Raw genomic sequence first — 21055 nt, forward strand, 5'->3', positions numbered from 1 at the left:
CGCTCGGGTCGAGCTCGGGAGGAGCCGTTCACATCTTGCCGTCGTCCTGGAAGACCTGCGTCCAGTCCTTGACCAGGCCGTCAAGCGCGTCCTTGGCCGAACCCTGGCCGGCGACGACATAGTCGTGGAAGCGCTTCTGCGAGGCCTGCAGCAGCGGCGCGTAGCTCGGCTCGGCCCAGAAGTCCTTCACGATGGCCATCGAATCGAGGAAGGTCTGCGCATAGGGCTGGCTGGCCGGGAAGTTCGGATCCTTCACGACCGCGTTGAGGCAGGAAAAGCCGCCAAGCGACCACCACTTGGCCTGCACGTCCTTGTTGGCGAACCACTTGATGTATTTGAGCGCCGATTCCTGCTTGTCGGAATAGGACACCACCGAGATGCCCTGGCCGCCGAGCTGGGCGAACTGCTCGCCGTCGGGACCCTTCGGATTGGCGAAGTAGCCGATCTTGTCGCCACCGACATTCTCGTCCTTCTGCAGGCCCGGCCAGGTGAAGGCAAAGTTCATGTGCATCGCCACCTGCCCGGATTTGAAGGCATCGACGCCTTCGCCCATGTAGCTGTTCGAAGCGCCGGGCGGCGTGCAGCAGTCATAGAGCGCCTTGTAGAACTCCAGCCCCTTCACCGATTTCTCGGAGTTGACGAAGCCGTCCATCTCGTAGGGCTTTTCGGGGTTCTCGTATTTGAAGCCGAAACTGTAGAGCACATCCATGGCGCCCATGGTGATGCCTTCCGAGCCGCGCTCGGTATAGATCGAGGCGCCGTACACCGTCTTGCCGTCGATTTCACGCTTCTGGAAGAACTCGGCGATCTGCTTCAGCTGGTCGAAGGTCGTCGGAGCGGCGAGATCCCAGCCATACTTCTCCTTGAATTCCTTCTGCAGTTCCGGCTTGGAGAACCAGTCCTTGCGGTAGGTCCAGCCGACGACGTCGCCCATGGCCGGCAGCGCCCAGTAGTTCGGCGAATTCTTCGGCCATTCCGAATAGCCGACCACGGTCGCCGGCACGAAGTCGTCCATGCTGATCTTCTCCTTGTCGAAGAAGTCGTTCAGCTTGACGTAGTGGCCGTTCTCGGCCGCGCCGCCGATCCACTGGCTGTCGCCGATGATCAGGTCGCACAGCTTGCCCTTCGAATTGAGCTCGTTGAGGAAGCGGTCGGCGTAGTTGGTCCACGGCACGAACTCGAACTTCATGCCGATGCCGGTTTCCTTGGTGAAGTCCTTGGACAGTTCCACGAGTGCGTTGGCCGGGTCCCAGGCTGCCCAGCAAAGCGTCAGGTCTTCCGCATGCGCGACATTCGAGACGGCTGTCGACGCAAGCATCGCCGAGGCCAGACCCAACGTCAGTTTCAAGGTCGATTTCATGCCTTCCTCCCATTTGCGAAACGCGTCCGGATGACGGTTTCAAGAGCCCGCTAACCCCTCCTCCGGGGCCCAAACATGGCGGCGCGGTGGCGCGGCGAATGTTTAGTAATTTGTTTAGTGATGCAATTTTTACTAAACAACGCAAGCGAATTCGTTGCTGCATCGCAACATGGTTTGCGAAGGCGTTGAGCTGGCTAAGAAATTTCTGGAGGCGCGTGGCTGTCAGAGCGCCCGGCGTGCCGGCAGCCGGCTCACATGACCGTCTTCGTGCTGACCGTCACCGGCCGGATCGGCGGCGCCGGCGGCAGCAGGGCGCGGATGTCGGCAAAAGGGAACACCGGCTCGAAGCGGAACGCCTCGGCCAGCGCGCCTGGCGCGCCGTTGCACTGGCCGGCGCGAAAGGCGTTCTGCACGCGCGCCGCATCGACGAAGCGCTCGGGATCCTGCGAGTGATGCGCCCGGATCGCCTGCGCCTTGATGTCGGTGTGCGCGGAAATGTCGACATAATGCGTCGGCGAAAAGCCGGTGCCGCCAAGCGTGTCGGCATGCAGCACCGGCACCGTGAAAGACGCGGCGATTCGCACTCCGTCCGACAGCGCGCGGTGGTCGCCATGATAATCGTTCGGCGCATGGGTGATGATGAGATCGGGCTTCACCTCGCCGATCAGCGCCTTCAGCGCCGTGATCAGGGCGGCGTCGGCGACCAGGCCGCCATCCGGGAAGTCGAGGAAGCGCGGCGCAACGCCGAGCAATCCCGCCGCCGCAGTCGCCTCCTCCCGGCGCACGCGGGCAAGCGTTGCCGGGTCGCCGCGGCCGCCTTTGGCACCATCCGTGGCTACGGCGAAAGTCAGTTCTGCGCCTTGCGTGGCATAGGCGGCCATCGTACCGAACATGAATATCTCGATGTCGTCCGGATGCGCGCCGAGCGCCAGTACTCTCACTCTACTCTCCCCGGAAATGGAACAACGTGCCGAACGGTATCCTGCTCGCCCTGATCGCCTATGCAAGCTATTCGTGCAACGACGCCGTTGTCAAAAGCCTGGGCGGGCAGTTCACCGTCTTCGAGATCGGCTTCTTCTCGACGCTGTTTTCCGGCTGTTTCTTGCTCTTCACCCGGCCGAACGGCGAACGCTGGCGTGACTTCTGGCGCACCAAGCGGCCCTGGGCGGTGCAGGCCCGCGCCTGGGCCGGCATCGCGTCGGGCGTGCTCAGCGTCTATGCCTTCACCACCATCCCGCTGGCCGAAGCCTATGCGCTGATCTTCCTGGCGCCGCTCTGCGTCACCATCCTTTCCACCGTCGTCCTCAAGGAGAAGGTCGGCCCCTGGCGATGGCTGGCGGTGGTCGCCGGTTTTGTCGGCGTCATGCTGGTCGTGCGGCCGGGTTTTCGCGAGTTGCATCTCGGCCACCTCGCCGCTTTCGGCGTCGCCTTCCTCGCCGCCGCCAGCGTCATCCTGATGCGCTCGCTGGCGCAGCAGGAAAAGCGCACGACCATGCTCGGCGTGCTGATCGGCTACGGCCTGGTCTTCAACGGCATGGGTGCTGCCGCCACGTCGTTCACGCTGCCCGACGCCAGGCAACTGGTCTGGTTTGTCATATCAGGCGCCTTCACCTCCTGCGGACAACTGCTGCAGCTGCTCGCGGTCAAGTACGCTCCCGCCAACCGCATCGCGCCGACGCATTATTCGCAGATCGTCTGGGCGGTGATCCTCGGCGCGCTGTTCTTCAGCGAATACCCGGATGCCCTGTCGCTGGTCGGCCTCGCCGTCGTCGGCGGCTCCGGCCTGCTGACCATGGTGCGCGAGGAGGTGCGGCTGGGCACGGTGCGCTGGAACCCGTTTTCGCGGACTCGGCTTTGAGCCGGCCGGAATGACCCGGTTGCACGCTGACCACAGCCGCTGATATGCGGACGCGATGAACATCAAACCCTTGCCGGAGCTCCCCGTCTCCGCCGTTCTGCCGGCGCTTGGCGAAGCGCTGGCAAAGCAGAGCAGCGCCGTTCTGGTGGCGCCGCCCGGCGCCGGCAAGACGACGCTGGTGCCGCTGGCGCTGCTCGACGCGCCATGGCTGGGCGCGGGCAAGATCGTCCTGCTCGAGCCGCGCCGGCTCGCCGCCCGCGCCGCCGCCCGCCGCATGGCCGAACTCATCGGCGAGGAGCCCGGCGGCACGGTCGGCTACGCCATGCGCATGGAGAACCGGACATCGGCTCGGACCAAGATCCTCGTCGTCACCGAAGGCGTGTTGTCGCGCATGATCCTCGACGATCCCGAACTGCCGGGTGTTTCGGCGGTGCTCTTCGACGAGTTCCACGAGCGCTCGCTCGACGGCGATTTCGGCCTGGCGCTGGCGCTGGACGTGCAGGGCGCGCTGCGGCCGGACCTGCGCCTGCTGGTGATGTCGGCGACGCTCGACGGCGCGCGCGTCGCCAGGTTGCTGTCCGAAGCTCCGGTGATCGAAAGTCAAGGCCGCGCCTTTCCCGTCGACATCCGTTACGACGAGCGGCCGCCCGGTGTCCCCGTCGAAGACGCCATGGCCAAGGCGATCCGCGCCGCGCTCGCCGAGGAGAGCGGCAGCGTGCTCGCCTTTCTGCCCGGCCAGCGCGAGATCGAGCGGACCGCCGAGCGGCTGCACGACCGGATCGGCGCCGACACCGATATCGTGCCGCTCTACGGCATGCTCGACAACAGGGCGCAGGATGCCGCCATCAAGCCGTCGCCCTCGGGTCGCCGCAAGGTGGTGCTGGCGACATCGATCGCCGAAACCTCGATTACCATCGACGGCGTGCGCGTCGTCATCGACTCCGGCCTGTCGCGCTTGCCGCGCTACGAACCGGCCAGCGGACTGACGCGGCTGGAGACGGTGCGGGTCAGCCGCGCCTCGGCCGAGCAGCGCGCCGGCCGCGCCGGGCGCACGCAAGCCGGCGTCGCCGTCCGGCTGTGGCGGGTCGAGCAAACGGCGGCCCTTCCCGCCTTCACGCCACCGGAAATCCTCGAGGCGGATCTGTCCGGCCTGCTGCTCGATTGCGCCGCCTTCGGCGTTGCAGATCCCACGAGCCTCTCCTTCCTCGATATGCCGCCGGCGCCGGCGCTCAACGAGGCGAGGGCGCTGCTCAGCGCGCTGCACGCCATCGACGGGGCCGGGCGGCTGACGGAAGCGGGCGTCGCGATGCGCAAGCTGGCGCTGCCGGTGCGGCTCGCCCACATGGTCGCCGAAGCGGCAGGGAGCGGTCACGCCTTCGAGGCGGCGACGCTCACCGTGCTGCTCACCGAGCGCGGCCTTGGCGGCGACGGTGCCGACCTCGAGCGCCGGCTGATGCGGTTTCGCACAGAGAAGTCGCCGCGTGCCGTCGCGGCGCGGCAGCTTGCCGAGCGGCTGGCGAAACAGGCCGGCGGCAGGAGAAGCAATGAGCCGGCCTCCGCCGGCGCGCTCCTCATCCACGCCTGGCCGGATCGTGTCGCCAAGGCACGCGGCGCGCGCGGCCGTTTCGTGCTGGCCAACGGCTCGGGCGCCATGCTCGACGCCGCTGACCCGCTGGCGGGCGAGACCTGGCTGGTCGTTGCCGATCTGCAGGGCAAGGCGCAGAACGCCCGCATCAGCGCCGCGGCTCCAGTCGACGAGGCCGATCTCCGTGCGGCACTCGCCGACAGGATCGAGACCCGCCGGGAGACGAGCTTCGACCGCGACCGGCGCGCCGTGCGCGTGCGCGAGACGGCTCGGCTCGGCGCCATCACGCTCTCCGAGCGCATGCTGCCGGCGCCATCGGGCGCCGACGCGGATCAGGCGATCCTCGATGCCTTGCGCGAGCATGGCCTGTCGCTGCTGGACTGGGGCAAGGAGGCCGAGACCCTGCGCCAGCGGCTCGGCTGGCTGCATCGCGGCCTCGGCGCGCCCTGGCCCGACATGTCCGACGCAGCATTGATCGACCGCCTCGACGACTGGCTGCTGCCGTTCCTCGGCGGCAAGGCGTCCTTCGCCGCGATCGATCCAGGCACGCTTTCATCAGGCCTGATGGCGCTGGTGCCGCATGATCTGCAGCGCCGGATCGACGCGCTGGCGCCGACCCATTTCGATGCGCCGTCGGGCAGCCACGTGCCGATCCGCTATGACGGCGAATGGCCGGTGCTGGCGATCCGTGTGCAGGAATTGTTCGGCCTCGACCGGCATCCGGCGATCGCCAACGGCAGCGTGCCGCTGACACTCGAACTGCTGTCGCCCGCGCACCGGCCGATCCAGACGACGCGCGACCTGCCCGGTTTCTGGCGCGGCTCCTGGGCCGATGTGCGCACCGACATGCGCGGCCGCTACCCCCGCCATGTCTGGCCGGAGAACCCGCTCGCTGCCGCAGCCACCAGCCGCGCCAAGCCGCGCGGGACGTGATGGTCTGGAAATAGCGACGTCGCAGTCTACCGTTTCTGCTTTCCCGGCTATAATCCTTGGCCATGATAAAAATCCTCAACGCGCCCGATTTCCAGCAGAGCCAGCGGCTGCGCCTCAACACGCTGATCAGGCTGCGCTGGCTGGCCATCGTCGGCCAGAGCCTGACGGTGCTTCTCGTCGCCTACGGGCTGAAATTCCCGCTGCCCGTCAGCATGTGCTTCGCGCTGATCGCCTGCTCGGCGTGGATGAATTTATGGCTGACCTTCCGCTATCCGGCGGCGCACCGGCTGACCCCGCTGCCGGCCTTTGTCATCCTGACCTTCGACAGCCTGCAGCTTGCCGGCCTGCTCTACATGACCGGCGGCCTGACCAACCCGTTCTCGGTGCTGATGACCGTGCCCGTCGTCATCTCGGCGGCGTCGCTGCCGCTGCGCCTCACCGCGGTGCTCGGCGCGCTGGTCATGGCGGCGGCCACCTTGCTGGTCTTCTTCCACCAGCCGCTGCCCTGGCATGAGGACGCGCCACTGGAGATGCCGTTCGTCTATGTCGCCGGCATCTGGATGGCGGTGTTCTCGTCCATCGCCTTCACCGCCATCTACGCCTTCCGCGTCGCCGAGGAAGCGCGCCTGCTCGCCAATGCGCTCGCCGCCACCGAACTGGTGCTGCAGCGCGAACAGCACCTTTCCGCCCTGGATGGCCTTGCCGCCGCTGCCGCGCATGAACTGGGCACGCCGCTCGCCACCATCGCGCTTGTCGCCAAGGAGATGGAGAAGGTGCTTGGCGACGACCCGAAATACCGCGAGGACGTGACGCTGCTGCGCTCGCAGAGCGAGCGCTGCCGCGAGATCCTGAAACGGCTCACCAGCCTGTCCTCCGAAGGCGAGGCGCATCTGTCGCGCCTGCCGCTGACCTCGCTGGTCGAGGAGGTGACGGCGCCGCACCGCGATTTCGGCATCTCGATCAAGCTCCGGCCGGGCGAGCGCATCGGCGCCGAACCGGTCGGGCGGCGCAACCCGGGCGTCATCTACGGCCTCGGCAATCTGGTCGAGAACGCCGTCGACTTCGCCCGCAAGACGGTGACCGTGCGCTGGAACTGGGACGACGACCATGTCTCCTTCTCGATCATCGACGACGGGCCGGGCTTTCCGCCTGAGATCATCGACCGCATCGGCGAGCCCTATATGTCGACGCGCCAGGGCACCGAGGCCGGCGGCGGCCTGGGTCTTGGCCTGTTCATCGCCAAGACCTTGCTCGAACGCTCGGGCGCCACGCTCGATTTCCGCAATTCGAGCGGGCTGGGCGAGGGCGCCGTGGTGCAGATTTCGTGGCCGCGCAGCGTCTTCCTCAATCCCGAATCGTCGTCGAGCATGTTCGACACCGCCTGAAACCTGCATCGTGGCCCTATCAAGCCCGGTGCAGGCGCTAAAAATTGGACAATAGTGCTGCGGAACTGTATCTGCGTAAACCAAGACAGCAGGATTTCTGGAAGCGATGAGCGGAGACGAAACGACTGGCGCAATGGTTGAAGGCGAGGACACCTCGCTGCTGATCGTCGATGACGACAAGCCGTTCCTGACGCGGCTTGCCCGCGCCATGGAAACCAGGGGCTTCGTGGTCGAGACGGCCGACAGCGTCGAGGAGGCTGTCGCCAGGGCGCGCGCCCATCCGCCGGCCTATGCGGTGGTCGACATGCGGCTCGGCGACGGCAATGGCCTCGACGTCGTCGCCGCCATCCGCGAGAAGCGCGACGACGCCCGCGCCGTCATCCTCACCGGTTACGGCAACATCGCCACCGCGGTGACGGCGGTGAAGCTCGGCGCCATCGACTATCTGTCGAAGCCGGCCGACGCCGACGACATCTTTGCCGCGCTCACCCGTACCTCGGGCGAACGCGCCGCACCGCCGGAAAATCCGATGTCGGCCGACCGCGTGCGCTGGGAGCACATCCAGCGCGTCTACGAAATGTGCGACCGCAATGTTTCTGAGACCGCGCGCCGGCTCAACATGCATCGCCGCACGCTGCAGCGCATCCTGGCCAAGCGCGCCCCACGCTGACCACAGGCTGACTGGCGGGCTGCTTGCCTCCCAGTCGGGGCTTGCGCATCATCCTGCCAAAATGATTCCGGCCGACAGGCAGAGTGACGGAGGCGACATGCGGGACGACGAGCGGCCGGTTTCCATCTTTCGCGAATTCCTCGATGGCGAGGCGGCCGGCGGCATCATCCTGATGGCCGCCGCGGCACTTGCCCTCATCGTCGCCAACTCGCCGCTGTCCGAAACCTATTTCGCCGCCCTCCACGCCTATCTCGGGCCGCTCAGCGTCTCGCACTGGATCAATGACGGGCTGATGGCGGTGTTCTTCCTGCTCGTCGGCCTGGAGATCAAGCGCGAGATGCTGGACGGCCAGCTCTCGACCTGGCCGCGCCGGGTGCTGCCCGGCATTGCCGCCGCCGGCGGCATGGTGGTGCCGGCGCTGGTCTATGTCGCCATCAACCGCGACAACACGGCGGCCCTGTCCGGCTGGGCGATCCCGACCGCCACCGACATCGCCTTTGCGCTCGGCGTGCTCTCGCTGCTCGGCAATCGCGTGCCGGCCTCGCTGAAAATATTCCTCACCGCTTTGGCCATCATCGACGATCTCGGCGCCGTCATCATCATCGCGCTGTTCTACACAAGCGGCCTGTCGCTCGCCTATCTGGGTGCTGCTTTCGCCGTCATCGCCGTGCTCGTCGTCCTCAACCGCATGCGGGTGCTGACGCTCCTGCCCTATCTCGTGCTCGGCATCGTCTTGTGGGTGCTGGTGCTGAAGTCGGGGGTCCACGCCACGCTTGCCGGTGTCGCGCTGGCGCTGACCATTCCGCTCGAGCGCTCTCCCGGCATCAGCCACGACCTCGAGCATTCGCCGCTGCACCGGCTTGAGCACGGCCTGCACAGAATAGTGCCCTTCTTCGTCGTCCCGATCTTTGGCTTTGCCAATGCCGGCGTGTCGCTCGCCGGCGTCAGCCTTGCCGCCTTGGTCGAGCCGCTGACGCTCGGGGTGGCCGCCGGTCTCGTCGCCGGCAAGCTGGTCGGCGTCTTCGGCTCCTCGGCTTTAGCCATCCGGCTGGGCTTCGCCGACCTGCCGGCAAATGCCGGCTGGCTGCACCTGATCGGCATCTCGCTGCTGTGCGGCATCGGTTTCACCATGAGCTTGTTCATCGGCCTGCTCGCCTTCGCCAGCGACGTGGCGCTGCAGGATGCGGTGAAGGTTGGCATCCTCGCCGGCTCGCTGATCGCCGCGCTGCTTGGCGCGGCGGTGCTGATGATGGCACCGGCTGCTGGCGAAGCCGATGGGGCGGACGAGGACTAGAGCAATTCCAGGAAAAGTGTGAAGCGGTTTTCCGTCCGGAATTGTGTCAAAACAAAGAGATAGAGCGGTTCTGCGTTTCCGTGAAACGATGAACCGCTCTAGGTTGGCGGTAGACGGAAGCCCGCAAACAATGAGGGACCGAGCGGCGGCACATAGATCGTCAACGAGGCGATCTTCCCGTCGGCGGGCTCGATGACATGCAGAGAATGGGGCAGCCACGCAACGTTCTGATGGCTGCGCGCGTAGACCGCGACCGCAGGCTGGCCATTGGCCCCGGTGGCCACCGCGCGATAGCCGGCAAAATTGCCCCAGACGGTATCGAGAAAAGCCCGGATCGCCTCGCGTCCCCGGTACCATTCTCGCCATGGCGGCATGTGGTAGGTGGCGTCCTCGCGCAGCAGGTCGACGAGGCCGTCGAGGTTGTCCGCTTGCCATGCCTGCATGTAGCGTTCGAGCAGCAGCCCCTCTTGCGGGTTGGGTTGCGATCGCTGCAGGGGACGCCCCCGAGGATAGCTCTTGCCAAGTGTTGCGCGGGCCCGCTGCAGGGCGCTGTTGATAGAAGCGGTCGAACCGCCCAGCAAGTGCGCCGTCTCGACCGCTGACCAGCCAAGCACGTCGCAAAGCAAAAGGGCGGCCCGCTGCCTGGGCGGCAGAAGCTGGATCGCCGCGACGAAAGCGAGTTGCACCGCTTCACGGGCCTCGTAGCGCGCGTCCGGACCCGGTTTGTCGTCGACCAGATCCGGAAGCTCCGCGTCCGGATAAGGCTCCAGCCAGGTGAGCTCGGCGGCGGGCCCGCCGGTCGCCCTCGAGTCAGAGGGCGGCCGTTCGGGCTCAAGCAGAATGCGATGCACACTCGACCTCGCCTTGATGGCGTTGAGGCAGCTGTTGGTGGCGATCGTGTAGAGCCAGCCGCGAACCGAGCCTCGGCCGTCGAATTGCGACCGCGCGCGCCAGGCTCGCAGGAACGTGTCCTGGACGAGGTCATCGGCCTCATGCAGTGAGCCCATCATCCGGTAGCAATGCAGCTTGAGCTCGCGGCGGTGGACCACTGTCAGGCGCTCGAAGGCCAGCCGATCGAGGATCGGCTGGCCTGGTCGGCCCAGGGGCTCAACGGGACCAGGAGCGTCTGTCATGGGGAGCCTGCGGTGCTGAAGTTGGCCGGCATCCTGCTCGCCTCATGCCGCCGCCGCAAGTCCGCTGCCGCTCACCGTGAAGGAGCTGCCTTGCGGTTTGCCGATGGCGAGCGCGACCACCGCGCGAGCGACGTCGGCCGGCGTCTGCATGTCGGTCAAGCTGGCGAGGAAGTCCGCCGGGCGGATGCCCATATAGGCCGAAATGCTGGCGATACCGCGGTCACCAACGCCGGTGCCCGGCATGATGCGCGCCGGCGCAAGCGCCATGAAGCGCAGGCCAAGGCCGAGCCGGTCCGCTTCCTTCTGGCTATGACCGGCCAGGAACATCTGCATGCGTTTTGCGCCGGAATAGCCGCCTGAATTCGGCGGCCCGCCGCTGAAGGCAGCACCACTGGAGATCAGCACCACCCGGCTCCCCGGCTTGAGCCGGCCCTGCAGCGCTGCCTTGCAGAACAGGAACGACGCCTTGACGTCCATGTCCCAGTTGACCGAGAAGAGCTCCCAGCTCTGCTCCTGGATGGGGACGGTCGGCGCGAGAGCGCCGGCTGAGATCACCAGCACATCTGGCGCCAGCGCGCCGAAAACCGCGTCGGGTGCGGTCTCCTCTGTCGCGTCGACCGCAAGCATCTTCACGCCGGATGCCTCCCAGGAGAGTTCTTTCGGGTCGGCCGCGCTGCGGGCAACGGCAAGTACGGTCGCCCCTTCGCCAAGTGCTGCTTCCACGATCGAGCGGCCGACACCTCGGCTGCCTCCGATGACGACGACATTCTGACCTTCCAACGATCCCATGGATCACCTCTCTTTCCGGCCGCCGGACCATCCGAGCGTGCCTGTTGATCAGGACAGCGCAGGCGGGCGGAAATCATCGGTGCGAGGTCAAAGATCTTCTTGGGGATCGGTAAGCTCGGGCAAAGCCGTGGTCGGGCGCGGGCGACAGACGGCGGCGCGCTGGACCTGTCGCGTCTGCGGTGAACCTATTCGCTCTCGCCCTCGAGCGCCGGCACCGACACCCCCGCAAGCTCCGCCGCCAGCAGCCGCGAGGCGCCGGCGCGGGCGATCCGAAGCATCAGCGCCTTGCGCGTCGCCGCCGCCATGCGGTGCTCGGGCGCGCCGCGCAGGATCTCGGCGCCGTAGCCGTCGGAAAGGATGAAGCCGCATTCCTCGGGGAAGATCTCCTGGGGCACGGCGGGATGGGTGGCGAAGAAGAAGCGGTCGGAATGCAGCCGGTAGTCGGGCCATTTGCGGTCGACCCGGAAATCCTCGATCGAGGATTTGATCTCGATGATCCAGATGTCGCCCTGGCGCGTCAGCGCGACAAGGTCGGCCCGGCGACCGGTGGCCAAGGACAGTTCCGGCAGCACATGCGCACCCATGTCCATCAACAACCGCTGCACCCCACGCCGCACCAGCATGGCGCGCTCCGACTGGCGGCCGTCGATCAAAGGGTTGAGGGGAATCGGGGAAATGATGGGCATGGCAGGCACCATGCCAGATTTTGTTCACGGTTTGAACCCGTTTTCTTGGGGCGATTATATATTTGACAGACCCGGATTTGCGTTAGGGCAACATCCTGCTAATTTTAGCCCGCTCTTTTAGAGCGGGGAGGAATGAGCCGGTGACTCTCTTCGGTGTTTTGATGTGCATCAATTTCACGCATCCTCCACAGCCGGCCCAATGCTTCATGATTAGCAACCCGCGCGGATTTCTCTCTGCAGAGGAATGTGAGACAGAGCTCGAACGGCTAAGAAGATTAGCGGCGCATGGACAATTGCCGCTTGACCCGATCGACGGCCAAAGAATGGGCCGGTACACCGAACTTTCGTGCCAGACGTTTCAACGTGTGAACTGAGAGTTCGCATTGAGTTTGGCGCTACCCAGCCGCAGGCGGCTTCACCGGTCCCGTCCCGTTCAATGCAATGAACGGCACTTCCTTTCCGGTGATCTCCCGCACCGTCTTCAACAGTGCCTCTTGCAAGGTCCGCGTAGCGCGGTAGTGATCACAGATAGGCGATATCAGCGGGCCGACGATAGCCTTATGCAGCGCTTCCGCTGCCGCCAGAAAGCGCTCGATTTCAGCCTGTGAAAGCTGTTTGGATTTGATGCGTCTGCCCATAGCGACCTCCGTTGAGAATCGCCTCACTAGGACTATTGTCCGCATATTATACTTGACGTACCCACATAAACGGATTAGGTTGATTCCATAAGGAGTTAGTCCGATGTCCGTGCTTTCAGACCGCCACTTTCACGACGAAGCCGCCGCCTACAAGTTCGTAGAAGCCAGGATTTGGCCGAACGGTCCTGTTTGCCCGCATTGCGGCGGCTTTGAGCGCATCTCGAAGATGGAAGGCAAGAGCACCCGTATCGGCACCTACAAGTGCTACCAGTGCCGCAAGCCCTTCACCGTGAAGATCGGCACCATCTTTGAAGCCAGCCACGTCAAGCTCAACCATTGGCTACAGGCGATCTTCCTTATCGCTTCGTCCAAGAAGGGCATTTCGAGCAACCAGCTGCACCGCACCCTTGGCGTGACCTTGAAAACCGCTTGGTTCATCTCGCATCGCATCCGTGAAGCAATGCGCGACGGCAAGCTTGGCCCGCTTGGCGGCAACGGCATGATCGTAGAGGCAGACGAGACCTACTATGGCCCGACCAAAGAGAAGCGCACCCTTTCCACTCGCGGTCGGCCCTTCACCAAGAGCGGCAAGACTGGCCCGTCAAACAAGCGCGCTATCCTTGGCCTAGTCGAGCGCGGCGGCAACGTTCGCACCTTCCATGTAGTGCAGGCGACCAAGGTCAACGTTGCGGCGCTGGTGACTGAGAACGTTCACCACGAAAGCACCCTCTACACCGACGAGAGCAAGCTCTATCACGGCATGAAGGATCACTTCGCCGCTCACGATAGCGTCAAGCACACTGGCGGCGAATACGTTCGCTACGAGGGCGGCGCGGTCATCCACTCGAACACCATCGAAAGCTATTTTTCGGTGTTCAAGCGCGGCATGCGCGGCACCTATCAGCATTGCGCCGAGAAGCATCTGCACCGCTATCTCGCCGAATTTGACTTCCGCCATAATTCGCGCGTAGCCCTTGGCGTGAACGACGAAGCGCGGGCCGCTCGCATCCTTGACGGCGTGGTTGGCAAGCGCCTGACCTATGAAACGACTAGTGCAAGGTGAGGCACCCTATGGCGTCTGGCGACCGTCCAAATACCGCCCGAAAGCCGCCCGGAAAAAAGACCGGAAAGCTTAGTCAGAAAGAGCAATCCGAGCGGTTCAAGGAAGCCGCTCGGGAGCTTGAGGCCGACGAAAGCGGCGCAGCTTTCGACCGCGCCGTTAAGATCATCATCCCGTCAAAAACTACCTAGAGCAGCAGCCCCGCAAGATGCCGCATGAATGAGCCGGATGCCTCATAAACGGCTTTGGCTTCTTCTTCGGTATAGGTTTGCTTCGGGTGCATTGTTTCGGTTCTCCATGCTTGGTTGACATGGTAGAGGAGTGCCTGCGCTTGCGAGTAGGCGGCCCTGTTTGGGTAATCTTTTGGCAGCTTCTCAATCTTCGCCGCTATGTTGGCGATGATAACCCCCCAAGTCAGGGAGCCACCGTGGCCGTTGGCCACCGTAGCGCTCAACTTCTTCCCTAACGCTCCCACGGCCACCTCTAGAGCTCGCATTAGGTGGAAAACAACTGCGGTCCAACGCGCGAACGACATGCATTTGCGCGCTTCTTCAAGGTCAAAAGCGGTGTCTTGGAAGCACTTTCTAACCTCGTCGCCGAACGGCGGCTCAGTTCCTCTTGAGTAGCCGGCTTCCGATGGAGACAAAGAATACACGACCGCGTTGGCTAATTCGTCCTCTATTCTATTTTTTAACTCTCCAAGAACTGTTGAATATCTGTTGCGTACAACCTCCACGGCGTACTCTGGGTTATTTTTAATATCTATCGCATAGCGAAGACGCCCTACCATCTTTATCGACAGTGGCAACTGCAAGTTCTCAAGTTCGACAAGAAGTTTATCGCAGCACTCTAGCGCGTACTTTTGATTCCTCTCGTTTGCAAAAAACTGCGCGTCTTGCCGACTAATGTAGTCAAGCTGCGACAGCCATTCCATCGAACTGAAGAAATGCGCGCCTTCAAACTTAAACATATCCAACAAGCTCCAAAGCTTGCCGGGCGCAAAACGATTCTCCCGGCCGGGCATGTTCATATCATGCTCCTACCGGTTTGGGTACGCGAAGTAGAATATGCTGACTATTGTCCTACAGTGCGCGCAATAGGTAAACCTCCGCTTGACAATTCGACCGCGAATCGATAGGATTATTGTCCTACCCTTGGCCCAACTTTTACAGGACCAATGGCGAATGGCTCACGCAAGATTGACGGTGCACACTCCCAAGGCAGTTGGGAGTGTAGTCATGCCATCGATCGGGATATGGGCCGTTCGCCTATTGCGAAAGCTTCCACACTCAGAAGCCTTTGACGAACACCTGTCACGGTGTGCGTTTTCGGTATCGCTCTTTGACGAAAATCTTACTCTGGGCAAAGTTCTTGGCTGGACCCGCCTGCAAAGCGGCATAGGCGAATTTGATTCGGCTCGGAAGGCTATCGATGCTGCCGTACTTGCCGGCCATAGGCTTCAAGGGGATCAAAGCCCAGTAGTTTTCGAAGGCATCAACTTCGAGCCAATTCCGAAAACGTTCCACTAGCTCTGTCGGCGTGCCGTATCGAATTGTCACAAAGGCTGCATGACGTTTCCCTTGCATGCACGGGTATGTGTCGGCCCCGAGTGCTTTTCGAAGCGCTGTCACTTCGCGAAGGCAATGCTCGGGCTCATACTTCAAAATCACCTGCAGTAAGATAACTGTCTTGGATGACATTAGGGGAAGCTCACGAATCGAGGGAGGGACCCTGATTATGTAGGATTCCCCAGCGTCAACAAGGACTCGGGTTCTACTATTGTTCTAAATGCATGGTTTTTGGGGATAACACCGCCGGCGCCAGCAAAAGGATAAAAGCCAAGCGCTATAGCTTGCTGCCTTTAGGCGTCTTCTTTGCGGGCTCGTCCTTCGGTGGGGTTGACTTCGCGACCTTCTTCAATACGCGGTCGAAATGCTCTTCGGACTCGTCGGTTTCCAGTTCACGGGCAACCTGCTTGAATTTCTCCAATTGACTTTGTTTCGTGTCTGCCATTTTTTACCTCTCCGGGGGAGATTTGGTATGCAAGAAGCTGAGGCTCAGCAAAAGCTCAAACCATTTTTGGATAATAACCCAAAATCGGAAGTGAAGAAAATATCACTTGCCGGCGAGGATATTTTGGCGGTCGTCAATCCCTGGGGCGATGCCGCCCTTGTCGTCGAGCTAGACAATGATGCCGAGCAGATCGTTTCGGCACTGAATAATCTTATCTTTCCCGAGAGGCTGTCAGCTATCTTCCATGTTGACAGCAGGGAACTTGAGGTTCTTTGGACCGCATATGCTCTTAGCCCGAACAATCAGCAGGTTTTTGGGCGATCATTCGAATTCGCATATAATAATAAGACGTACAATTGTGAGTTCAAGAAAGCCAGCAATTCGCTTATGCTACTGTCTGGTGTCCTAAAGCCAATCGGGCCTTCTGACAATAGCTACAGGAATGTATTGTCATTCGTGAATTACTCATTGTCTCTCGGTCTTGATGACGAGGTAGACAAGAGATTTGGCACACCATCGTGTTTTTACATCGAAGGGATCGATTATTCGGAAGACAAGATAGTGGAGTTTCTGAATTGCCTGAATTTTTACATGTCGTACTACGATATGCTAACTCCGCGGATTTTGATCCATCCGCCGCAATTACCAAAAGCGCCTAGTGATATGGGAACACGCTACCGGTATGGCAAATTTCCGGCTGTAATTTCAGGCCGTCAATTGGATCCGGAGTTGTTGCAGTTTTGGGGCGCAACTGACAATGCGGAACCTGCTCGGAAATTTCTCTACGCCTACCGCATCATTGAGCATTCCGCCTTCTTCTTCGTGGAGAGCGCGCCCAAAATCGCCGTTAGAAAGGCGTTGATGGCCCCTCATGCGTTGGACGACATCAGCGGGACGGCCGATCGTGTCCTCGCGGCTGTGAGGTCGTCAAAAATTGACGAATATCAGCGCTTCGAAGCAGTTATGGCGAAGGCCGTAGACCCAGAAATCCTTTGGAAGTTTGTCGAGATAAATGTCGAAATGTTTTCAAAGGCGGAAACATTCGATGGCGGGTTCGAACTCAGCGCGCTCGTCGCAGGGCTCCAGAGCAAAGATGACTTTATGAACAATGGCGTGCGAAATATCTGCAATTTAGCCAGGCGGATACGAAACGCGCTTGCCCATGGGCGCGAGGACAAAAACGCTACCGTCATTCTACCGACTAAGGCGAATTATGAGAAACTTCGTCCATGGTCCAATCTGATCGTCCGAGCGGCCGGGGAGATTATTCTATACGAACACGCCTAACGGGAATGTGGTTTCAATTTGTTAACCTATTTGCAATGGGTTTTCTTGTATGTCATAATCTCAATAACTATGTTGGGGGCAACTAGTAATCGCTCCGAAGGGCAATTTGGAGATACGTCAATGACCATCGGTGGTTAAAGAAACCCGCCCCTCGAAAGGGCGGGTTTCGTGTTTTTATGGCCGGCGGCGCTTCCGAAACGGCTCGCCCTTCCAAAGTGGTAGCTTTAGCTGAACCGGCTTTCGGTAATGATCCTTCTTCGCGTCAAGCAGGTTGACGATACGTGAGGCGCTTACCCTTGGCACCCTTCAAGGCGATGAGCGAACGAACGTTGTCTTCAATGCCCATGGCCGAACGGTTCGAATAGCGGAAATCAAATTCGGCCAGATAGCGGTGCAAGTGGTGTTCGGCACAATGCTGATAGACACCCTTCATGCCGCGCTTGAAGATGCTGTAGTAGCCTTCCACGGTGTTCGTATGCACCGTGCCGCGAACATATTCGTCCTTAGAATGCGTGACGAAATCGTGCGAGGCAAATTCCTGGCCCACGCGACGGTACACACCGGCCTCGTCCGTCATCAATGCGCTTTCCTTGGCGATGTTGGTGCGACAATCGGCATGATAGTGCCGAGACGAGCGGTATCCACATGGAAAGAACGGGCAATGCCGCCGCGCTCGACAAGCGTAACGACAGTGTTCTTGTGCGCGCCGCCGCCCGGCTTAACCGGAGTGCCAGCCAGACGGCCGATATACGTCTCATCGACTTCGATGGTCTTGCCATTGCCGCCCATGGGCGAGAAGTCGCCCGAGCGCATAGCCTCGCGAATGCGATGGCAGAGAAACCACGCCGTCTTGTAGGTGACTTCCAAGACGCGGTGCATCTGGTGGGCGCTGATACCCTTCTTGGACGAGCACATAAGGTGGATAGCCTGCAACCACTTGTGCAGCGGCAGATGGCTTTCCTCGAAGATCGTGCCCATGCGAACGGTGAACTTCTTGCGGCAATCCGAGCACTTGTAGAGGCCGTGGATTTCGACGCCGTGAGGGTTCTTCTTGGAAGCCTTCGTGCGACCGCCCTTCAAGGCGTAGTGCTTTTCCATCGAGCCGCAGTGACGGCAGACCGGACCCTGCGGCCAAAGCATGCCTTCGACATGCTCAAATGCGACAGCTTCGTCGTGGAAGTAGGGGCGGGACAAGACGGACATGGCGATAACTCCTTGGAATCTTTATCGCATATCCAGTTGGGTCTGTCAAATATATAATCGCCTTTCTTGGGGCGATCATACGGTTGACAAACCCAAAGTGACTAGGAATATAATCAGGGCAGGCCGGGACCGATTTGACTCGCTAATCCCCGACTAAGGCGTACAGAAAGGATCGTCGCTGGCCAATTTGAACGGGCGCCTGGCGCTTGGAAGAGTCGATCACGCTTTCGCCCCACAAGGGATAAAGCGATGTCATTCGACGATCATCTCGACTCCGAGCAACTCGCAACGCTGGCAAAGGTTCTTAACGACTATTGCACAGAGGCAGGAATTCCCGAAGGCCATCCGGCATGGGAACATTTCGGCCGGCGCCTCATGAGCCTATTCCAGTCCGGGATACATCAGCCCGATGAACTGACGTCCAAAATGAACACTGGCTACGAGGATTGGCTAGGCGAGATCGGCGCTACCGGTCCTTTCATACCGCCCAAACTATCGTCCGAAGACCGTCTCCTAGGCGACAATATCTTGCCAGGATCGGACCGCAGAGGCAGGCCAGCCGACCGCAGGAACAATGGCGGGTAGCGTTCGTTCGCTTATAGAAGAATACGAAAACGCCGCTCGACCGGAAGGGAGCGGCGTTTATCAAGTGTGGCGTCCTAATCCCTAGACGAAACCCCGATTGGTCGGGGCCGTCGGACTTGAACCGACGTTTCCAACTTGTTCGCTATCAGGGTTTAGATGGTGATTTTCAGTCGTCCTTGCAAGTGTGAAAAGACCGGTGCAGCGCCCTAGCCAAGACCCCAACTGCACCGGCCCTGCGAGACTAGTAGCCCAGCTCTGAAACGCATTTTATAGCGGATTAGCAATCTCTAAAATGAGACCGAAGGCTTAAGGTTGCTAGGCACAAAGACGTAAGGCGAGCTAGCGCTACCCAGCCGTAGGGGAATGGCCGCTACAGGACCTGGTAAAAACAAAGCCCCACGACCCTTTCGAATCGTGAGGCTCTGATTTTCGACTCGCGTCTCCAATTCTGCTCTCTCTCGTCGCGTTGCCGCTCTGGTATCTCTACAAGGGGCCATCGAAGCGCTAGGCGCTACCTTGCCGCAGGCGGCCTCGCCGGCCGTGTCCCGTACCGTTGAATGAGCCGCGGTCCACCTGTCACATCAGCGTAACAATTCGTGGGTACTTGATAGGGCGTAGCCTACTTTTCCTCCGCCCCGCCAGCTTCATCCAAAGAAGGCGGGGCTTATTTTTGTTCAAGATGTTGCTGCACCGGTCCTGTCCCGTGCCATCGAATGAACGCTGCATCGCGCCCCGTGATGTCCTTCGCCGTCTTCAACAGCGCCTCATGCAAATCCTGGGAGCGAGCGGTAGTGATCGCAACTAGGCGATATCGGCGGCCGACGATGCGGTTGTGCAGCAGGCGATCGTAAATTGCCGCCAAGATGAGATGACCGCCACCGCAAAGGGGCAATTACACCCAAAAGAAGTCAGGCTAGGCCCCTTTTCAGCCTTGAAGGCCCACGAGCTCGGATCATATAAGAATATATACTTTTCCGATTGCTTCAGGGGTCGGCATGGCGGTGGACAGGGCAGCATCAAAAGGCGAGAGGCTCTCGGCCTTCGATCTCGATGCTCTGCGCGAGGTGTTCAGGAAGTCGGTTCGTGAGCATGATGTCTCAGCAGCCGATTGGGCGGAACACGCCAAATTGTTCCTCAAGCGGACAACCAGGCGCGAACCCGGCAAAGAGATTATCAACCGCGTCGTTTAGGCGGCCTGGTTCACCGGCCCGGTAGCGGCCGTTGATGCTGCAACCGTCGCTTCATACCGCTGGCACTCGATTGCCTTCAGCCGCCCCCAGCCATATCGTCCAAAATCGGGCAGTCCGGCCTGTCGTCGCCGTGGCAGGCGTGGATCAGCTTTTGCAGCGTTGCGCGCATCGACTGCAACTCGCGCACCTTCTCCTCGATGGCGCGAACATGGGCGGCGGCGATCTCGCGCACGTCGTGGCTGGCGCGGCTGCGGTCCTGGTAGAGCGCCATCAGCTGGCGGCAGTCGTCGATGGAGAAACCGAGGTTGCGCGCACGGCGCAGGAAGGCCAGCCGGTGGATGTCGTCGCCCGAATAGTCGCGGTAGCCATTGCCGGCGCGCGCGGGCGCGATCAGGCCGATTTCCTCATAGTAGCGGATGGTCTTGGCCGGCAGGCCGGAACGCTCCGCGGCATCTCCGACATTCATGGCGTCTTCCCTGCTTTCGGCAGCTCTTGGAACTGCCCCATTGAAATTGCTTCACAATCCTGTGACGGCTGTTGCCGAAATGCCGCAGTCGCGAGCTTACCGGCACGTAAGATCCTGCATATAGGCATCGCGCGCTTGGCAAGCAACGCAAATGCCAGCATGAATGGATAAGAAAAAAGCGGCCGACTCGTGCCGCGATCAACTGGGCAGGGCATCGGACCTATTCATGCGCATGAAGTCGTTTGCAATTGTCGCTGCCCTCGCGCTGTCGACCACCATTAGCGGTTGCAGCACCATCGGCTCGCGGCTGTTCACCAACAACTACGGCGCGGTCACCGATGCGGGCTATCAATTGCCGCGCATCCCGATCGAGAAGGTGCCGGCGAAGTATCACCGGCAAGAGGTGAATTACGACACCAAGGAAAAGCCGGGCACCATCATCGTCGATACCCAGAACAAGTTCCTCTACTTCGTCGAGGGCGACGGCCGTGCGATACGCTACGGCATCGGCGTCGGCCGTGAAGGCTTCGAGTGGCACGGCACCGCGCGTATCGCGATCAAGCGCGAATGGCCGACCTGGACTCCGCCCTCGCAGATGATCAAGCGCCAGCCCGAGCTGGCCAAGTTCGCCGGCGGCATGGACCCCGGCCTGAAGAACCCGCTCGGCGCGCGCGCCATGTATCTGTTCAACAAGGGCGGCGACATGGGCTACCGCCTGCATGGCAGCCCGGAATGGAACTCGATCGGCAAGGCGATGTCATCGGGCTGCATCCGTTTGATGAACCAGGACATTATCGACCTCTACGACCGCGCCTCGGTCGGCGCCAAGGTCATCGTGCTGTAAGGACCATGATCCCGAAAAGTGGGAACCGGTTTTCGGGTAAGATCATGGTCAGACTGGAATACGTTTTTATGACGCG

22 protein-coding genes and 2 pseudogenes are annotated in these 21055 nt (G+C 61.4%); 11 read left to right on the forward strand and 13 right to left on the reverse strand.

Annotated features, from left to right (window positions below):
* Positions 1-28: 28 nt before the first annotated feature.
* Both ACSQ3Z_RS06545 and ACSQ3Z_RS06550 read right to left on the reverse strand, forming a co-directional pair.
* Positions 29-1360 (reverse strand): ABC transporter substrate-binding protein, encoded by a 1332-nt coding sequence (locus ACSQ3Z_RS06545; RefSeq protein WP_436170519.1) that lies wholly within the window; start codon positions 1358-1360, stop codon positions 29-31.
* Between the two features lie 251 nt (positions 1361-1611).
* Positions 1612-2301 carry a PIG-L deacetylase family protein gene (locus ACSQ3Z_RS06550; protein WP_436170520.1) on the reverse strand — a complete coding sequence of 230 codons (690 nt, stop codon included), beginning with the start codon at positions 2299-2301 and terminating at the stop codon, positions 1612-1614.
* A gap of 26 nt (positions 2302-2327) precedes the next feature.
* On the opposite strand from ACSQ3Z_RS06550, the gene ACSQ3Z_RS06555 reads away from it, so the two are divergent.
* The 5 genes from ACSQ3Z_RS06555 (at position 2328) to nhaA (ending at position 9085) form a co-directional block, all read left to right on the forward strand.
* Complete coding sequence (locus tag ACSQ3Z_RS06555) at positions 2328-3218, forward strand: DMT family transporter (RefSeq protein WP_436170521.1); 891 nt, start codon at positions 2328-2330, stop codon at positions 3216-3218.
* A 55-nt stretch (positions 3219-3273) separates the two neighbouring features.
* Positions 3274-5736, forward strand: coding sequence for an ATP-dependent helicase HrpB (gene hrpB, locus ACSQ3Z_RS06560; protein WP_436170522.1), 2463 nt, complete (start codon positions 3274-3276; stop codon positions 5734-5736).
* A gap of 62 nt (positions 5737-5798) precedes the next feature.
* The gene (locus ACSQ3Z_RS06565) at positions 5799-7121 is read left to right on the forward strand and encodes an ActS/PrrB/RegB family redox-sensitive histidine kinase (protein ID WP_436171850.1); all 1323 of its coding nucleotides are present in this window, start codon (positions 5799-5801) and stop codon (positions 7119-7121) included.
* 106 nt (positions 7122-7227) lie between these two features.
* Positions 7228-7791: an ActR/PrrA/RegA family redox response regulator transcription factor gene (locus ACSQ3Z_RS06570; RefSeq protein ID WP_436170523.1), complete on the forward strand. Its 564-nt coding sequence runs from the start codon at positions 7228-7230 to the stop codon at positions 7789-7791.
* Between the two features lie 97 nt (positions 7792-7888).
* The gene (gene nhaA, locus ACSQ3Z_RS06575) at positions 7889-9085 is read left to right on the forward strand and encodes a Na+/H+ antiporter NhaA (RefSeq protein ID WP_436170524.1); all 1197 of its coding nucleotides are present in this window, start codon (positions 7889-7891) and stop codon (positions 9083-9085) included.
* A gap of 98 nt (positions 9086-9183) precedes the next feature.
* Here nhaA and ACSQ3Z_RS06580 read toward each other — a convergent pair whose 3' ends face one another.
* The 4 genes from ACSQ3Z_RS06580 to ACSQ3Z_RS06595 form a co-directional block, all read right to left on the reverse strand.
* On the reverse strand, positions 9184-10218 hold the full coding sequence (locus ACSQ3Z_RS06580) for an RNA polymerase subunit sigma-70 (protein WP_436170525.1): 1035 nt from the start codon (positions 10216-10218) through the stop codon (positions 9184-9186).
* Between the two features lie 42 nt (positions 10219-10260).
* Positions 10261-11007, reverse strand: a complete 747-nt coding sequence (locus ACSQ3Z_RS06585) for an SDR family NAD(P)-dependent oxidoreductase (RefSeq protein ID WP_436170526.1) — start codon at positions 11005-11007, stop codon at positions 10261-10263.
* A 185-nt stretch (positions 11008-11192) separates the two neighbouring features.
* Complete coding sequence (locus tag ACSQ3Z_RS06590) at positions 11193-11693, reverse strand: MmcB family DNA repair protein (protein WP_436170527.1); 501 nt, start codon at positions 11691-11693, stop codon at positions 11193-11195.
* 395 nt (positions 11694-12088) lie between these two features.
* Positions 12089-12331 carry a hypothetical protein gene (locus tag ACSQ3Z_RS06595; protein WP_436170528.1) on the reverse strand — a complete coding sequence of 81 codons (243 nt, stop codon included), beginning with the start codon at positions 12329-12331 and terminating at the stop codon, positions 12089-12091.
* A gap of 103 nt (positions 12332-12434) precedes the next feature.
* On the opposite strand from ACSQ3Z_RS06595, the gene ACSQ3Z_RS06600 reads away from it, so the two are divergent.
* The gene (locus ACSQ3Z_RS06600; RefSeq protein WP_436170529.1) at positions 12435-13394 is read left to right on the forward strand and encodes an IS1595 family transposase; all 960 of its coding nucleotides are present in this window, start codon (positions 12435-12437) and stop codon (positions 13392-13394) included.
* An 8-nt stretch (positions 13395-13402) separates the two neighbouring features.
* Positions 13403-13582 carry a hypothetical protein gene (locus tag ACSQ3Z_RS06605; RefSeq protein ID WP_436170530.1) on the forward strand — a complete coding sequence of 60 codons (180 nt, stop codon included), beginning with the start codon at positions 13403-13405 and terminating at the stop codon, positions 13580-13582.
* On the opposite strand, the gene ACSQ3Z_RS06610 is transcribed toward ACSQ3Z_RS06605, so the two are convergent.
* The 3 genes from ACSQ3Z_RS06610 to ACSQ3Z_RS06620 all read right to left on the reverse strand — a co-directional run bounded on the left by ACSQ3Z_RS06610 (position 13579) and on the right by ACSQ3Z_RS06620 (position 15404).
* The gene (locus ACSQ3Z_RS06610; protein ID WP_436170531.1) at positions 13579-14421 is read right to left on the reverse strand and encodes a hypothetical protein; all 843 of its coding nucleotides are present in this window, start codon (positions 14419-14421) and stop codon (positions 13579-13581) included. The genes ACSQ3Z_RS06605 and ACSQ3Z_RS06610 overlap by 4 nt on opposite strands.
* A 283-nt stretch (positions 14422-14704) precedes the next feature.
* Positions 14705-15091, reverse strand: coding sequence for a hypothetical protein (locus ACSQ3Z_RS06615; RefSeq protein WP_436170532.1), 387 nt, complete (start codon positions 15089-15091; stop codon positions 14705-14707).
* Positions 15092-15236: 145 nt separating this feature from the next.
* Positions 15237-15404, reverse strand: a complete 168-nt coding sequence (locus tag ACSQ3Z_RS06620; protein ID WP_436170533.1) for a hypothetical protein — start codon at positions 15402-15404, stop codon at positions 15237-15239.
* Positions 15405-15431: 27 nt separating this feature from the next.
* Between ACSQ3Z_RS06620 and ACSQ3Z_RS06625 the strand changes: the two genes are divergently transcribed.
* A complete protein-coding gene (locus ACSQ3Z_RS06625) occupies positions 15432-16691 on the forward strand; it encodes a hypothetical protein (protein WP_436170534.1) in 1260 nt (419 codons plus the stop codon).
* Between the two features lie 262 nt (positions 16692-16953).
* Here the strand turns inward: ACSQ3Z_RS06625 and ACSQ3Z_RS06630 are convergent.
* Positions 16954-17894: pseudogene (locus ACSQ3Z_RS06630) on the reverse strand (IS1595 family transposase).
* 249 nt (positions 17895-18143) lie between these two features.
* Between ACSQ3Z_RS06630 and ACSQ3Z_RS06635 the strand changes: the two are divergent.
* The gene (locus tag ACSQ3Z_RS06635) at positions 18144-18479 is read left to right on the forward strand and encodes a hypothetical protein (RefSeq protein WP_436170535.1); all 336 of its coding nucleotides are present in this window, start codon (positions 18144-18146) and stop codon (positions 18477-18479) included.
* A 98-nt stretch (positions 18480-18577) separates the two neighbouring features.
* Here ACSQ3Z_RS06635 and ACSQ3Z_RS06640 read toward each other — a convergent pair.
* Positions 18578-18700 (reverse strand): annotated as a pseudogene (locus tag ACSQ3Z_RS06640).
* A 443-nt stretch (positions 18701-19143) separates the two neighbouring features.
* Positions 19144-19341, reverse strand: coding sequence for a hypothetical protein (locus ACSQ3Z_RS06645; RefSeq protein ID WP_436170536.1), 198 nt, complete (start codon positions 19339-19341; stop codon positions 19144-19146).
* Between the two features lie 133 nt (positions 19342-19474).
* On the opposite strand from ACSQ3Z_RS06645, the gene ACSQ3Z_RS06650 reads away from it, so the two are divergent.
* Positions 19475-19669, forward strand: a complete 195-nt coding sequence (locus tag ACSQ3Z_RS06650) for a hypothetical protein (RefSeq protein ID WP_436170537.1) — start codon at positions 19475-19477, stop codon at positions 19667-19669.
* 76 nt (positions 19670-19745) lie between these two features.
* Here ACSQ3Z_RS06650 and cueR read toward each other — a convergent pair whose 3' ends face one another.
* Positions 19746-20135: a Cu(I)-responsive transcriptional regulator gene (gene cueR, locus ACSQ3Z_RS06655; RefSeq protein ID WP_436170538.1), complete on the reverse strand. Its 390-nt coding sequence runs from the start codon at positions 20133-20135 to the stop codon at positions 19746-19748.
* 226 nt (positions 20136-20361) lie between these two features.
* On the opposite strand from cueR, the gene ACSQ3Z_RS06660 reads away from it, so the two are divergent.
* Entirely contained in the window at positions 20362-20979 is a 618-nt protein-coding gene (locus ACSQ3Z_RS06660; protein ID WP_436170539.1) for a L,D-transpeptidase, read from the forward strand.
* Positions 20980-21055: the final 76 nt, after the last annotated feature.

This window comes from Mesorhizobium sp. LjNodule214 (genome assembly GCF_964252735.1).
Classification (GTDB): Bacteria; Pseudomonadota; Alphaproteobacteria; order Rhizobiales; family Rhizobiaceae; genus Mesorhizobium.